15 protein-coding genes are annotated in these 13,566 nt (G+C 69.0%); 9 read left to right on the plus strand and 6 right to left on the minus strand.

The genetic code is table 11. The features are described from left to right. Nucleotides 1-35 precede the first annotated feature (35 nt). The 3 genes from CF15_RS07995 to CF15_RS08005 are packed head-to-tail and all read right to left on the minus strand — an operon-like array spanning nucleotide 36 to nucleotide 2,114. Entirely contained in the window at nucleotides 36-335 is a 300-nt protein-coding gene (locus CF15_RS07995; protein WP_058371481.1) for a hypothetical protein, read from the minus strand. A 44-nt stretch (nucleotides 336-379) separates the two neighbouring features. Further along, a complete protein-coding gene (locus CF15_RS08000) occupies nucleotides 380-1,168 on the minus strand; it encodes a hypothetical protein (protein WP_058371482.1) in 789 nt (262 codons plus the stop codon). Then, nucleotides 1,161-2,114 carry a hypothetical protein gene (locus tag CF15_RS08005; RefSeq protein WP_058371483.1) on the minus strand — a complete coding sequence of 318 codons (954 nt, stop codon included), beginning with the start codon at nucleotides 2,112-2,114 and terminating at the stop codon, nucleotides 1,161-1,163. The genes CF15_RS08000 and CF15_RS08005 overlap by 8 nt, the downstream gene beginning before the upstream one ends. A 141-nt stretch (nucleotides 2,115-2,255) precedes the next feature. Here CF15_RS08005 and CF15_RS08010 point away from each other — a divergent pair, with 141 nt between their 5' ends. The 4 genes from CF15_RS08010 to CF15_RS08025 all read left to right on the plus strand — a co-directional run bounded on the left by CF15_RS08010 (nucleotide 2,256) and on the right by CF15_RS08025 (nucleotide 4,403). Then, the gene (locus CF15_RS08010; protein ID WP_058371484.1) at nucleotides 2,256-2,723 is read left to right on the plus strand and encodes a PadR family transcriptional regulator; all 468 of its coding nucleotides are present in this window, start codon (nucleotides 2,256-2,258) and stop codon (nucleotides 2,721-2,723) included. Between the two features lie 56 nt (nucleotides 2,724-2,779). Continuing rightward, complete coding sequence (locus tag CF15_RS08015; RefSeq protein WP_236698217.1) at nucleotides 2,780-3,220, plus strand: hydrogenase maturation nickel metallochaperone HypA/HybF; 441 nt, start codon at nucleotides 2,780-2,782, stop codon at nucleotides 3,218-3,220. Between the two features lie 63 nt (nucleotides 3,221-3,283). Beyond that, nucleotides 3,284-3,562 (plus strand): hypothetical protein, encoded by a 279-nt coding sequence (locus tag CF15_RS08020; RefSeq protein ID WP_058371486.1) that lies wholly within the window; start codon nucleotides 3,284-3,286, stop codon nucleotides 3,560-3,562. Nucleotides 3,563-3,839: 277 nt separating this feature from the next. After that, nucleotides 3,840-4,403 (plus strand): SIR2 family protein, encoded by a 564-nt coding sequence (locus CF15_RS08025; protein WP_058371487.1) that lies wholly within the window; start codon nucleotides 3,840-3,842, stop codon nucleotides 4,401-4,403. Nucleotides 4,404-4,416: 13 nt separating this feature from the next. Here the strand turns inward: CF15_RS08025 and CF15_RS08030 are convergent, their stop codons facing one another. Then, the gene (locus tag CF15_RS08030; RefSeq protein ID WP_168371371.1) at nucleotides 4,417-6,060 is read right to left on the minus strand and encodes a hypothetical protein; all 1,644 of its coding nucleotides are present in this window, start codon (nucleotides 6,058-6,060) and stop codon (nucleotides 4,417-4,419) included. A 395-nt stretch (nucleotides 6,061-6,455) separates the two neighbouring features. Here CF15_RS08030 and CF15_RS08035 point away from each other — a divergent pair, with 395 nt between their 5' ends. From CF15_RS08035 to CF15_RS08045, 3 genes are all read left to right on the plus strand, one after another. Further along, nucleotides 6,456-7,829, plus strand: coding sequence for a serine hydrolase domain-containing protein (locus tag CF15_RS08035; RefSeq protein WP_058371489.1), 1,374 nt, complete (start codon nucleotides 6,456-6,458; stop codon nucleotides 7,827-7,829). 112 nt (nucleotides 7,830-7,941) lie between these two features. After that, nucleotides 7,942-8,667: an ATP-binding cassette domain-containing protein gene (locus CF15_RS08040; RefSeq protein ID WP_058371490.1), complete on the plus strand. Its 726-nt coding sequence runs from the start codon at nucleotides 7,942-7,944 to the stop codon at nucleotides 8,665-8,667. Between the two features lie 6 nt (nucleotides 8,668-8,673). Continuing rightward, entirely contained in the window at nucleotides 8,674-9,888 is a 1,215-nt protein-coding gene (locus tag CF15_RS08045; protein WP_058371491.1) for a SufB/SufD family protein, read from the plus strand. Here CF15_RS08045 and CF15_RS08050 read toward each other — a convergent pair. Further along, the gene (locus tag CF15_RS08050) at nucleotides 9,885-10,286 is read right to left on the minus strand and encodes a hypothetical protein (protein WP_058371492.1); all 402 of its coding nucleotides are present in this window, start codon (nucleotides 10,284-10,286) and stop codon (nucleotides 9,885-9,887) included. The two genes, CF15_RS08045 and CF15_RS08050, sit on opposite strands and share 4 nt — an antisense overlap. Nucleotides 10,287-10,333: 47 nt before the next feature. Then, on the minus strand, nucleotides 10,334-11,149 hold the full coding sequence (locus CF15_RS08055; RefSeq protein WP_083494615.1) for a TrmB family transcriptional regulator: 816 nt from the start codon (nucleotides 11,147-11,149) through the stop codon (nucleotides 10,334-10,336). A gap of 60 nt (nucleotides 11,150-11,209) precedes the next feature. Between CF15_RS08055 and CF15_RS08060 the strand changes: the two genes are divergently transcribed. Both CF15_RS08060 and CF15_RS08065 read left to right on the plus strand, forming a co-directional pair. Then, nucleotides 11,210-12,400, plus strand: coding sequence for a CofH family radical SAM protein (locus CF15_RS08060; RefSeq protein WP_083494616.1), 1,191 nt, complete (start codon nucleotides 11,210-11,212; stop codon nucleotides 12,398-12,400). Further along, entirely contained in the window at nucleotides 12,397-13,560 is a 1,164-nt protein-coding gene (locus CF15_RS08065) for a radical SAM protein (protein WP_058371494.1), read from the plus strand. Before CF15_RS08060 ends, CF15_RS08065 begins: the two co-directional genes overlap by 4 nt. Nucleotides 13,561-13,566 lie beyond the last annotated feature (6 nt).

Below are 13,566 nucleotides of genomic sequence, written 5' to 3' on the forward strand. Positions count from 1 at the left end.
CTCCTCGACCAGGCTCCACTTCCTCTCCGCGGGGATCAGGGGCCCTCCCTGATCACTGTGTCGAGCATCCCCTCCACGGTGCCCGTCATGTTCTCCGGGGTGCGGGCTAGCACCTGGCGGCGCAGCTCCCCGGCCACTATCCTCTTCAACGCCTCCCTGCTGTGGAGCATCTCCACCAGCTGCTCCGGGGTGAAGGGCAGCCGCTTGCCCTGCTTCTCGACCATCCAGGCCACGGCCTCGGCTGCAAGGGTCTCGTTGGACGCCAGCAGCCCCTGGGCCCCGGGGTCGTAGCGCCTGAGCGCCTCCACAACCAGCTGGGCCTTCTCGGCGCCCATTCGCCCCGCTGCCTGGCGCTCCACAAGCTCCAGGGCCAGCTCTCTCAGCCGGCTAGGCCCCGCCTCGCCCCCGCAACCAGCCTGGCCAGCTCCTTGGGGCTCTTGGCCAGCAGCCCCCGGGCCTCGGGGTCAGCCTGGAGAACCAGGGGCACTAGGCCGCGGGCCTCAGCGGGGAGCCGCTGCTGGAGCAGCTCCGCCGCCAGCCTGGCTGCCTCCCTGCGGCCTCCATGCCCCCGGAGCAGCTTCTCCGCGGCCTCCACGGCCCCGGCTGGGGCGCCCAGCTGCTCCAGAAGCCTGGCCGCGGCCTCCATGCTCCTCTCCGGGCTAGCTGCCAGGGTGCCGTTGGCACCGGGGTCCTCCTCCACGAGGAGCCTTGCCAGTGTGCTGGTGGCGTTGCCGGGGAGCCTCATCCTGGCAGCGGCCCCGGCCGCCACCGCCTCAGCAGCGTCGAGGGGACGGAGCCTGCCCTCGACCGCTAGCCTTGCCAGCTTCTCGGCGGCGTCTCTCGGCAGGCCTTCCTCCTCCAGGCTCCCGGCTAGTATGCCCGTGGCGATCTCGTCGGCGTGGCTCGCCACGCTCTCGGCGGCCCGGCTGGCTGCCTCCTGGGCGAGCTGGAGCAGCCTGAGCTGGCTCTTCACGTGCATGGGCGGGGGCTGGAGGAGGAGCAGGGCCTCGCTAATGTTCATCCCCCTCTTCTCTCTGCTGAGCTCCTCGGCCCAGTGGCCCGCGAGGACGGGGAGCAGGCTGCGGAGCGTGCCCGGTGTCTGGTTGGCGAGGGCCTCCACTGCCGCCTTCAGCGCGGCCGTGTCGGGGTCGGCTCCCCCTCTAACCATATCTGGCTATCCCGCGCCAGGCCTGGATGGCCTCCTTCCTGGGGAGCGGGGCCAACCTCGGGCTCACCTGGGTGAGGTTGGCTACCCTGGCGTAGGCCTGGTAGCTGCCGTTGTAGAGCTCCAGGTAGTAGTAGGCCCTGCCCAGCTGCCACCACGTGTAGGCTATTAGCTGCATAGTCTGGTTAACGGCCGTCCTATTGGAGAGGAGTAGTCTGAGCCTCGAGGCGCTCCGGGACAGGTTATGGTAGAGACTGCTGTACGCCTGGTCCAGCCCGGCCAGCCCCGTAGCGGTCCCGTTGAGCCTGGCCGCTACCTCTAGCAGGGAGTCTGTGGCGTTCTCAAGGGCGAGGTCTACCCGGGCGAGCCCCTCCATGGTCCGGTTTAGGGCTGCTGCGAGGCTCAACAGGCTCCTGTAGGCCTCTACATAACCTTTATCGGCCTCCATTAGCCCCCTTACGCTCTGGTTAAGCATTCTCACCTGCCTGCTAGCGTTCTCCAGCGCCGAGGCGTACGCCTGGTCCAGCTGCTCCAGCATCGCGTAGAGCCTCGCCGCGTTGCCGGCCGACATGTTGACCGCCTGGAGCATCGCTTTGTACAGGGACTCGTTCACAGCGGCAAGCATTAGGGGGAGGCTACTGACACCCCTCATGTAGCTGCTTACGCTCTCGTTGAACCTTCTGCCCCACTCCACAAGCTTCAGCACAGTCCCGTTATCGTCGAGGTTGACCCCGGTGACAACTATGACCCCGATGCCTCCATGACCGCTCAGAACCCTGCTCATGAGCTGCTCAGCCTGCCTGGTCTCGCTGCTCGGCGGGAGGCTGTACTGCTGCTCCTTAACCACGCTGCTCAGCCTGGCGAACAGAGGCGCCGCCGCCACGGCCACGATTATCCAGATGGCTACAACCGCGAGGGGCCTCCTCGTTATCGCCTCAGCCAGACCCACACTACACACCCACGAGGTATCGGGGCCCGACACATCTCCGGGGGATAAATCGCTTTCCATAGACGCTCATAGCCGGGGCCCCGCCCTATCTAGATTAGAGCAGGGGAGCCCCTGCAAGAGTGGAGGGGTGCAGCAAGTAGGATGGCCAGCCAGGCTCTGGAGATGAGGGCGCGCTACATGGTGTTGCTCCTCCTCGCCGAGGGGCCGAAGACGGGGTACGAGCTGATAAAGAGGATAAGGAGCGCCCTGGGGGAGGTTGGTGCAGCCGCCAGCCCCGGCACCGTGTACCCGGTGCTCCGCAGCCTGGAGGAGGAGGGCTTCATAGAGGCGAGCGAGGAGCCCCATGGGGCCAGGCAGAGGAAGGTCTACAGGATAACGAGGAGAGGCCTCGAGCAGCTCCTACGCATGGTCAACCGGGGCCTCCACGTGATAGAGGCGGCGATAAGGCTCCACATAGACGCCGCCCGGGGCCTAGCCCGGGTCGAGCCGGGCGGGGAGCTGCGGCCGCTCCTAGAGGAGACCGTCGAGAGGCTTGAGAGGATAGAGGAGCTCACCGAGAGCCTCATAGAGGCCCTCCGCGGCATCCTGGCCGCTGTGCCTACAGCCTAGGCCCCGGGGCGCCCCCAGGGAAGGGCGTGCATGGAGGCGCAGCCTCATTGCACGAGATGAGTATAGCCCTGGGCATACTCGCGGCGGTCGAGGACGCGTTCCGCAGCACACCCGGGGCGAAGCGGGTGACCAGGATAAGGCTCCGGGTCGGCGTGCTCAGCCTCATAGACGTCGAGGCCCTCCGCTTCGCGCTCCGCGTAGCCTCCCGCGGCACCCCCGCCGAGGACGCGGAGATAGAGGTGGAGATGGCTGAGCCCCGGTTCCGCTGCAGGGTCTGCGGCTACGAGTGGAAGCCGAGCAGGGAGGAGACGGAGAGGCTCACGGGCAACCCAGAGATAAGCACCCTGGTCCACATAGACCCCGACGTCCTGCCCCGGTTCCTCCAGTGCCCCCGCTGCGGGGCCAGGGACGTGGAGGTGGTCCAGGGCACCGGTGTAATGCTCCACAGCGTCGACATAGAGACCGGGGAGGACGAGGAGCGCGGGGTACAGCTGTAATACGGGTTGCGCCCACCGCGACGGGGAGAGCAGCTTACCCACGCCCAGAGCACAGGCTGGACCATGGAAGGCCTGGAGAAGAGGCGGGCCACAGTCATGAGGACGTCCTCCCGCCCGAGAAGCCGCGCAGGTAAACCCACACCCTGGGAGCGCATGGTGGAGGCGGCTGCGGAGAAGCTCCACGCCTCCACCAGGGTCGAGCTGGAGGAGATAGAGCAGAGTATAATAAGCCATGGGCCCGGGGCTGAGGCCCCTGCCGCACCCTGGACGCGGGACAGGAGAAGGCGGAGGAGAAGGAGGCTCATCGACGCCGTCCGGGCAGCGGTCCGGCTAGGCCACTAGGAGGCCGCGCCGAAGCTGCGGGGCTCAGCACGGAGCACGGGCTCCCCATCCCCGGCCGTCGGCCCCAATCGCCCTCCTCACAGCCCCGCGGGGGTGGCCGCCTCAAGCCTCATTAACGCGGCGGCCCCGGGCCGCCACCGCCCCTGGGGCGGCGCCAGGGGCTGTGAATGGACGCCTGGGCCTTAGCTCTTCCACGGGGTGCTGAGCCTGTGCAACAACGAGCCCCTCGCGCCGCCCGCCGGCACGCCTCTAGCGGCTGGGAGCGGGGAGCACCTGCTTGGCGGGAGAGGGCTACGTCCTACTACTAGGGGCCCAGAGCACGGTGGAGCTGCTCGGCCTCCGCGGGGATCCCGGGGAGCCGCTGGAGCTGTATCGTGCAGCGCTCCGCCGCGGGGGAGGACGGCTGCTGGAGAGGCTGCGCCGCGGCCTAGAGAGCGGCGCTGTGAGGAGCATAGTCTACCTCGGCGCCGACGGCGCGTTGTCGAGGCTGCTGAGCCGGGGCGTGGTGGAGGTGTATGGCGCCGTCTCTAGGCTCCGCTGCCCCCGGTGCGGGAGGAGGTGGTGGATAGACGAGGGTGAGCGCTGCCCCCGCTGCGGCGGGCCAGGCGAGCCGGACTACAGCGAGACGCCGCGCCGCAGGCAGCTGGAGGAGGCCATATACGAGCTGACCACGGCCGAGGCTGTGGCCGTCCACGGGCTCGGCGAGCCCCCTCCAGTCCTCGGCTCGGTGCTCGCGCTCGCAGCCTCGAGGTTCACCCGGGTCAGCTCCTCGAGCCGGCACCGGCCCAGCTCAGGGGCCTGGGGCTCGAGGAGACGGGCGAGACCCTGGAGGAGCTCCTAGCAGGGCTAGCCCCCTAGCCCCGGGGAGCCGCGGCCCCTCTCCGGTAGACCAGGAGGCCTGCCGCCAGAACCACCGCCGCCACGGCTGCGAAGCCCAGGGTGAGCGCCGCCGGGCTCATACCCCCGGGGCTCCTGCTGCCCGTAGGGGGCGGCGCCGCTGCGCTGCCGGCTCCGGCGCTGCTGGCAGCGGCGGGCGGGGTCGCGGACGCCGTACCCGCCCCGGCTGCTGTGGCTGCGCTGCCGGTGCTCCCCCCGGCCGCTGGCGCGGTGGGGGACGTGGAGGCCATCCCTGCGGTGGTTGCTGTGGCTGTGCCCGTCGTGGTGGTCCCCGTGGGGCTTGCCGTGGCCGCCCCGGGGCCAGTGCTGCTAGACGCCTGGCCGAACTTCACCGCCGCCAGCTGCCCGGGGGAGGCGAGCCTGACCACGTAGGCCTCTGAGCCTCCAATCCTCTCCCTGGACGTGTTGACTCCCTGGGGCGCCTCCAGGGGGAGCCGGGAGACGAGGGTTATGTTCAGCCTCTCTAGGCCCAGCCGGCTCCCGAGCAACTCCGCTACCGCGTGCACCGCCGCCTCGGCCGACTCGGCGGGGCTGGCGCCAGGCTTGTAGATGCCCAGCCCCTGCACGCGGTAAGCCACAGTCCCGTTGCCGGCCCAGGAGGATATAGTAGCGTTGCCCCTGGCCCTGGCCGCTAGCCCCTCCGCCGCGAGCCCCGCCACGGGCAGCACGCCCCCGGCGCCGGGGACGGCCGTGATCGATGCCGCGCTGCCCAGGAGCGTGTAGGCCAGCATCCTCTCCAGGGCCTCCCTCGGCCCCGTCATCGTGGAGTTGCTCCTCGCCTCGATCTCCAGGAGCCCGTTTCCTGTATAGTTGAGGACCAGCTCCATGCTCCGGCTGGTGTCGATCATAGAGGAGAGCCTGCCGGCCTCGCGCAGCAGGCTTAGCAGCTTATCGGCCTCCTCCGGGCTCAACGCGCCGGCGGCCGCGAGCCCGGAGACAGCCTTCTCCACGTACTTCCAGTAGTCGAAGAATGCCGTGAAGGATCCTCCCACCACCACGGTGCTGCCGGAGGCCTCCACGCTTGCGTTGAGGCTATCCACCCTAACGCCGAAGCCCTGGAGGGCGGCGGTGGCCACTACGGGGTTGAGGAGCCGCCGGATCCTCTCCGCCAGAGACCGCGCGGCCGTCTCGTTACCCGCGTCTATAGAGGCGGAGAACACGCCGTCCACCCTGTAGACGTGGCCCGTCTTGTTGTACACCCCCGACGCGCCGGCGCTCATGCCCGGGAGGGAGAGGTTGAACGCGAAGACCCCGCTACCCCCGCGCCCGGCTAGGCGGAGCCTCATACCGGTGGCCGCGAGCCCTGCTACCGCGGCCTCCCTCGTAGCAGCCGAGACCCGGGAGATCACGGTGTAGCTGGCGTTGCCCCCCGCGGCCTGCCGGGGGGCTACCGTAGTGGTTGAGTTCATCCACTCGAGCCCCTTGAGCCCCTCCAGCGGGGCGGAGAGGGACGCGTTAACCCACACCACCCCCTCGCCGTCGACGAGGAGCGTGACCGAGCCATGCCCGCCGCCAGAGGCGCGGGCCACGGGGGGAGGCAGGAGCAGCAGCGCGAGCAGCAATAGTGTAGGCAGGCGTGAACGGCGTGAGCGCCTAGCCAAGGCTGTCCACGCTCCACCCCCTGGTTAGGCACCTTGATCCACATAAACCTGGGGGCCCAGGGGGCGCGCCTATTAACGCTCGGGATGGTCCCGCTAGAGAGGCCCTCGGGGCTGTGAGGAGTGAGCCCCGCGAGCACCCAGAGGCGGTCCCGAGGAGCCCCGGCGGTGACGCCCCTAGGGGTGGGCCGAGCCCCTCTACCTGGGCCCAGGGGGTGATGAGGCCTGCATCGGGGAACCCCGCGGGTCCTGGGGGAGGCCCGGGGTCTTCCCTGCGGCTGACCCCCCGGGGGCTCCATGGGCCTGTCACCCTTGGGGCCGGGGCTGCCCAGCCGCCCCGCCGGGGAAGCGTTGAGTAGCCGCGGGCGCATGCACCCTTCCTGGGTGCTGGGGGCGCCGTGGAGGGTCTTGAGAGCCTCGCCTGGGAGTACATCCACGGGAGGATGAGGGCCACCCGTACCCCCGGGGTTAGCGTCTCGCTGAAGCGCGGCGGCGAGCTGCTCCTTCAGAGGGGCTACGGCTACCGTTCCCTAGAGAAGGGGCTCCCCGCGACGGCGGAGACGGTTTACGGCATAGCCTCGATATCAAAGACAATCACGGCTGTGGCTGTAATGCAGCTCGTCGAGAAGGGCGTGCTCAGCCTCGACGACCCGGTGGACAAGCATCTCCCCGTGGAGCTCCGCGTCCAGGGGGAGCCGGTTAGGGTGTGGCACCTGCTAAGCCATACCAGCGGGATACCGGCTCTAGGGTACGCGGAGGCCCTCCTCACCGGCTACGCGGGGCTCGGCCGCGGCTGGCTACCCTTCTCGGACCCCCGGGACGTGCTGGAGTGGCTGGAGCGGGGCGCCCGCCACTGGGCGCTGGCTCCCCCGGGTGAGAGGTTCCTCTACCTAAACGAGGGGTACGTCGCCCTGGGGCTTCTCGTCGAGAGGCTCTCGGGGCTAAGCTTCCCCGAGTACGTGAAGCGCTTCATAGCCGGGCCGCTGGGGATGCGGAGCACCACCTTCGACTACGGGGAGGCATGGGGCTCGAGCCTCCTGGCAACCCCCTACGACTCCTCCAAGACCCCGCCCCGCCCGGCCGCAATACCCCCGGGGCTAGCCGCGGATGGAGGCGGCTGGAGCAGCGTCGTGGACCTGGGCAAGCTGATGGCGGCGCTCTCCAGCGGCGGCAGCCTGGGCGGCGTAGAGATACTGTCCAAGAGGAGCGTCGAGGAGATGGAGAAGCCCCGAGCCAGGCTCCCGGCACAGCTCTTCGGGGACGACAGCTACGGGCTCGGCGTCATGGTGTACCCGGGCTTCCCCGGCGGCAGGCTGGTGGGGCACAGCGGGAACATACTCTTCTACACGGGGTTCGCCGGCCATATAAGGGAGAAGGGGCTCACGGTGGCCGTGCTGGCAAACGCCGACCCCGGCTCGCCCCAGATAGCTATGACGCTGGCCGCGGCGGCTGCAGGGGCGGATCCCTGGAGCCTGCCCTTCAACACAGCCGACCGGGTGCTCGGGGCCCTGGAGGGCGTCTACACGGGCTACAGGGGCACTGTGAGGGTTAGGCTGGAGAGGGTTGGGGATGCACTGCTCCTGGAGAGTCTGGAGCCCCCGGGGAGGAGGGAGGTGCTCTTCCCCGAGCGGCTCGACCCGGCCGAGCCGGTGTTCCTCACGGCGAGGGCAGGGAAGAGGATGAGAGTAAGCTTCCGTATCGACCTGGAGGAGGGGGTAGTTGAGATGCTCTACGACCGGTACAGACTGGTGAAGGCTCAGGCCGGCGAGTAGCCCGCCACCCCCCGGGGCCGGGAAAAGTTTATAGCTATAGATGCGATTTTTTCACCAGTAACAATGGTTGCAAGCGTTGCGAGAGCCGGGGAGGCCTGGGCGGCGGGCCACGATGCTGAGTGCTGAGAACCTCCACGTGGACGTGGGAGCCAGGACCGTGCTGCGAGGCGTGAGCCTGGAGGCTGGACCGGGCGAGCTGCACGTGATAGTGGGCCCCAACGGGGCCGGGAAGTCGACCCTACTGAACACCCTGATGGGGCTCTCCCGCTGCCATGTTAGGAAGGGCCGGATAATCTTCAAGGGTAGGGACGTGACCCGCGAGCCCCTCTACCGCAGGGCGCGGATGGGCCTAGCGTTGGCCCACCAGATCCCGCCGGGGCTGAGAGGGCTGACCCTCCGCGAGCTGGTCTCCGCCATGGAGAGGCTCTATGGCAGCGCCCGGGAGGTGGAGTGGGCGGCCGAGATACTCGATGTCAAGGAGTTTATGGACAGGCCTCTCTTCACCGGCATGAGCGGCGGCGAGCGTAAGCGCGTAGAACTGTACCTCACAGTGCTCCAGAGGCCCCAGGTGGCGCTTCTCGACGAGCCCGACAGCGGTGTAGACATAGACACTCTTGAGCGGATCGAGAGGCTCCTCATAGAGCTCCGGAGGAGAGGAGTGACGGTGATACTCGTGAGCCACACGCTCTACATGCTCGAGAAGCTCGCAGGCCACGGAGCCATAGACAGGGTACACGTGCTGCTGGAAGGGCGGGTCGCCGCCTCGGGGCCCCCGGGCCCGCTGCTCCACGCCCTGAGGGAGGGGGGCTTCCACGGCCTGGCAGCCACTGCGGGGTGAGCAGGGGTGGCCGAGGTAGCCGAGCTGCGGGAGAGGGCCCTCCGCGCCCTACAGAGCCCAGCCCCCTACGGGCCCGACGTGGACCTCGAGCGCTACCTCTCCTCCCGCAGAGGCGCGGCGGCCGGCACCGTAGAGGACGCTCTGGAGAAGCTTGGGCTCGGCAGGAGCGTGCTGGGGAGGGCCGGCTACGTCCAGGTTAACGAGGAGATACTCCGCAGCATTGTAGCGCGCAGGCTTGAACAACAGGGCGTGCTGGTTATGCCCCTCCACGAGGCGCTGGAGAAGCTGCCCTGGGCCAGGGGCTACTACTGGCGCGCCGTCCCGGTGGACGCGGACAAGTACACAGCCGCGGTGGAGCTTTACGGCGGGAGGAAGGGCTACTTCATCTACGTGCCTCCCGGCGCCAGGGTGGAGCAGCCTATCTACACCTGCCTGCTCATAACCGAGGAGCTGGAGGCCCAGCTAGTCCACAACATAGTAGTGGTTGACGAGGGGGCTGAGGCGAACCTGGTAAGCGGGTGCGGTGTCTCCCACGGGGTCACCGGCGCGCTCCACGTGGGGGTCTCAGAGTTCTACGTCAAGAAGGGTGCCACGTTGAGGTACGCTATGATCCACTCCTGGGTCCCGGGGGTCCACGTGAGGCCCCGCACCGGCGTCGTGGTCGAGGAGGATGGTAGCTACGTGAACTACTACCTGATTCACGGCCCCGTCGCGAGCGTGCAGAGCTACCCGGTGGTGGAGCTGCAGCGGGGGGCGAGGCTCTACAGCGCCTCGATAATAGTCGCTGAAGGCGATGCGGTCTACGATATAGGGGCCCTCGCGAGGCTCCGCGGGCAGGGCGCCTCGGCGGAGCTGGTCTCGAGGGTGCTGGCGAGGGGCAGTGCGAGGGTGTATGCTAGGTCCCGGATCGAGGCCCACGCTCCCGACACACGGGGCCATATAGAGTGCCTGGGGCTCCCCCTCTCGGGCGACGCGGTGATAGAGTCTATCCCGGAGCTCCACAGCAGCGTCGAGGGGGCCGAGCTGACCCACGAGGCCGCGATAGGCCGGATAGCGGAGGAGGAGCTTGAGTACCTGATGTCGAGGGGCTTCACAGAGGATGAGGCGAGGGGGCTGCTGCTCCGCGGCCTCCTCCACGTGGAGGTGCCGGGGCTCCCGGCGCCGCTGCGGAGCCTGATACGCTACGTAGAGCGCACCCTCGCAGAGAAGGCGACGGGCTAGCCCCTCCTCTCCCAGCCCCTGCGGAGCCTCAGCATACCCCACTCTGTGGCGGCCTCGACCAGCCAGCCGGCGAGTATCCCCGCTATCCTCTCTGCGGCCTCTCCCTCGGGGATCTCCGTGCCGTAGTAGCGGGTGAGAGCCCTCCTCGCTGCGGCCGGGTCGACGCGGGGAAGGAAGCGCTGCTTAAGCCTCTCGAGGAGCTGGTCGAGCCTGTTGACCCCCTCCTCCGCCACCAGCCTCTGCACCTCCCGGAAGTCCTCGTTGCTGAGCACGCTCCTCTCCGCCCGGTCCCCGGCCTCCTGCCAGTAGAGGTAGAGGGGCTCGTAGTCGCCCACGATCTCCCCGGTGGCGAACATGGGGAGCCTACGGCGCCTGCCTCCACCCTCCTCCCGGGACATGCTCCGTGTCCCCGCCAGAGTCTAGCCTAGAGCCCCCGGGGCCTGGATTAGGGCTTAGCCGGCCCGCCGGGCGGGGGCTCGGAGTCCCTCCATATAGCCTCGATCCTCCTCTTCAGCGCGTCCGCGAACCCCTGGTTGACAGCCACGACGGCCACCACGCTCCCAGCCCTGCCGGGGGCGCCTATCACCACCGTGTCGCAGGCCACCATCATGTCTAGGAGGACGGCGTCGGAGACCCTGACCTCGACCCCCGGCAGCCTCCCGACCTGCTGGAGCGCCTCCTCGGGGACCCGGGCGCCCCGGTAGACTATGACCCGGGCGCCCCTCCCCGCCAGCAGGCTGAGCAGGGGCTGGAGGACCGGCAGCAGCTCCACAGCCTTCTCGGCCGCCTTGTACGCCATTATCCAGGGCTTCTCCCCGCACTCCTCGAGCGCGGCAGAGGCGGCCGCGACGGCCCGGTGGACGCCCTCCTCGACGGCCACGTACTCCCTGGCCGCGTGGGCGACGCGTCTCTCAAGCTCCCGGGCCAGCCTCCTGAGCTCCTCCGCCTTCTCGGAGGCCTCGGCTAGTAGCCTCTCGGCCTCGACGAGGAGCGAGCGGGAGGGAGGGACCGCCTGGTAGCCGTCGCCCGTCTGGGCCACCAGGCCTCGGCGCTGGAGGCTGCGGAGCACGTCGTAGATCCTCTGGGGAGGCACGTTGGCCTCCTCCGCTATCTCCCTGGGCCGCGTGGCTCCCTGGAGGACGGCGAGGTATACCCTGGCCTCGTAGCCGCTTAGGCCTAGGAGCCTCCTGAGCCTCTCCTCGAGGTCCCTCAAGCCCCGCCTTACCCGCGGCTGTGCCGCCGAGCGCTGCACCCGGGCCACGGGTTATAAGGCCGCTGCATTGGAACCACCGCCGGGTGGTGGTTCACGGCCAGGCCCTGGATGCCCCATAGGCCCCGCGGCTACCTGGAGCTGCCCGGGGTTGCCAGGCTCCTCAGGGTGGCCGAGGAGCTGGGCTACGCGGCGCCGGTGGAGAGGGTGCTGGAGGGCAGGGCTGGCCCGGGGGACGTGGTGGAGCTCTACCGTATGCCCCTCTGGCTCCTGGGCGGCCTGGCCCGCGCGGTGACCGACGCTATCACCGGGAGGAGGGTGGGCTACATAGTGAACATGATACTCAACTACACTAATGTCTGCGTGGTGGGCTGCAGGTTCTGCGCCTTCTACCGGAGGCCCGGGAGCCCCGACGCCTACCGCATCCCCCCGCGCCGCGCCGCCGCCATGGTGGAGGAGCACTGGAGGAGGTACCGGATACGCCAGGTGCTTTTCCAGGGCGGCGTGGATCCCTCGATACCGCTGGAGTACTACGAGGAGGCCTTCCGCGGCATCAAGGCGGCCACCCGGGGGGAGGTGGCCATCCATGGGCTCAGCGCGGTGGAGCTGGAATGGCTCGCCAGGTCCAGCAGGATGAGCCTCCGGGAGCTGGTCTCCAGGCTGCGGGAGGCCGGGCTGGACAGCGTGCCGGGCGCGGGAGCGGAGATACTGAGCGAGAGGGTCCGGGGGCTCATCTCGCCGAGGAAGATAACAGGGGAGCGCTGGATCCAGGTCATGGACACCGTGATGGCCATGGGCGTCCCGGTGAGCGCCACCATGGTGTACGGGCACGTGGAGACCCTCTGGGAGAGGGCCGAGCACCTCCTCAGGCTGCTCGAGCTGCAGAGGCGCCGCGGCCTGGTAATGGCCTTCATAGCCTGGAACTTCGAGCCGGGGAACACCGAGCTGGGCAGGGAGATCCCTTACCCCGCCGGCGGCACCGAGCTGCTCCGCAGCGTGGCTGTGGCGAGGCTGGTGTTCCGCCACGAGATCCCCTGGATCCAGGCCGGCTGGCTCACCGCCGGGGAGAGGCTGGGCCAGGTCTCGCTCGACTACGGCGCTAACGACTGGGGAGGCACCCTCTACGGGGAGCGCGTCCTCCCTGCGGCCGGCGTGCCCCTACCCCTCCTGGTGAGGAGGAGCATCGAGCGGGTCATACGGGGCGCCGGCTACGAGCCCTACGAGCGCGACAACTGGTACCGGCCCATAGCAGGGCGGGAGGCCGCCGAGGCCGAGCCGCGGGCGGGGGGTGCGGCGGCGTGAGCCTCGAGCCCCCGAGGTGGCTGGAGAGGCTGGCCCAGGAGGAGGGCTCCCCAGCGCTGGAGAAGGCGATCCACGGAGACAGGCTAGAGCCCCCGGAGATAGAGGAGCTGGTGGCCAAGACGCCGCTCCACGCGCTGGCAGCCGCGGCCGACTACTACGCCCGGAGGCTGAAGAGGGGCCGGGGCAGCTTCACCAAGAACCTCTACATAACCTACACCAACGTCTGCGTCACCAGGTGCAGCTTCTGCGCCTTCTACAGGCTCCCCGGCAGCCCGGAGGCCTACACCAGGAGCCCGGGGGAGATAGCCGGGGCTGTGCGCCGGGCGGCGGAGGAGCTGGGCATAGTCGAGGTACACATGGTCGGCGGCAACAACCCGGAGCTGCCCTTCAGCTACTACGAGGAGCTGGTATCCTCCGTGAAGAGGGCTGCCCCCAGGGTGGCGCTGAAGGCCTTCACCGCGGAGGAGATACTTTTCATAGCCAGGAGCACGGGGCACCGTGTCCGCGAGGTGCTGGAGAGGCTGCGGGAGCTGGGCCTCGACGCGCTCAGCGGCGGGGGCGCAGAGATACTCGACGAGGGGGTGCAGAGGCTGATAGCGCCACTGAAGCCGGGCCCGGAGGAGTACCTCAGGGTGCACGAGGAGGCCCACAGGCTCGGGATAAGGAGCAACGTGATAATGATGTATGGCCACGTGGAGGAGCCTATACACGTGGCCCGCCACATCTACCGGGTGCGGCTGCTCGAGGAGAAGGCGCCGGGCTTCATATCCTTCATACCCGTCCGCTTCAACCCGGGGAGCACCCCGCTGGGGAGGAGCAGGCTTTACAGGGAGCGGGCCAGGCTGGACGGCCAGTACGACCTAAGGATAGTGGCCGCCGCCCGGCTCGCCCTGCTGGGGGCGGTGGACAATATTGTAGCCTACTGGGTGAGCATGGGGGACAAGCTGGCGCAGGCCGCCCTGGCCCACGGCGCCAACGACCTCGGCGGCACGTTCTACCGGGAGGCGGTGATAACCGCTGCCGGCGGCGGCCCCGGGGGGAAGGAGCCCGGGGAGCTCGCCTACATGCTGCGCCAGGCGGGATGGGAGCCCTGGCTCCGTGACACCTTCTACAACTACCTGGAGAGGGTGAATACCCTGGAGCTCCCGTGGCTCGCCTAGGGAGGG

It is taken from the genome of Pyrodictium occultum (assembly GCF_001462395.1).
Classification (GTDB): domain Archaea; phylum Thermoproteota; class Thermoprotei_A; order Sulfolobales; family Pyrodictiaceae; genus Pyrodictium; species Pyrodictium occultum.

Bases quoted from the DNA above. Each gene is read 5' to 3' on its own strand.
- CF15_RS07995 (WP_058371481.1), bottom strand. From the start codon at position 335: ATGGGCGCCGAGAAGGCCCAGCTGGTTGTGGAGGCGCTCAGGCGCTAC.
- CF15_RS08000 (WP_058371482.1), bottom strand. From the start codon at position 1,168: ATGGTTAGAGGGGGAGCCGACCCCGACACGGCCGCGCTGAAGGCGGCA.
- CF15_RS08010 (WP_058371484.1), top strand. From the start codon at position 2,256: ATGGCCAGCCAGGCTCTGGAGATGAGGGCGCGCTACATGGTGTTGCTC.
- CF15_RS08015 (WP_236698217.1), top strand. From the start codon at position 2,780: ATGAGTATAGCCCTGGGCATACTCGCGGCGGTCGAGGACGCGTTCCGC.
- CF15_RS08020 (WP_058371486.1), top strand. From the start codon at position 3,284: ATGGAAGGCCTGGAGAAGAGGCGGGCCACAGTCATGAGGACGTCCTCC.
- CF15_RS08040 (WP_058371490.1), top strand. From the start codon at position 7,942: ATGCTGAGTGCTGAGAACCTCCACGTGGACGTGGGAGCCAGGACCGTG.
- CF15_RS08050 (WP_058371492.1), bottom strand. From the start codon at position 10,286: ATGTCCCGGGAGGAGGGTGGAGGCAGGCGCCGTAGGCTCCCCATGTTC.
- CF15_RS08060 (WP_083494616.1), top strand. From the start codon at position 11,210: ATGCCCCATAGGCCCCGCGGCTACCTGGAGCTGCCCGGGGTTGCCAGG.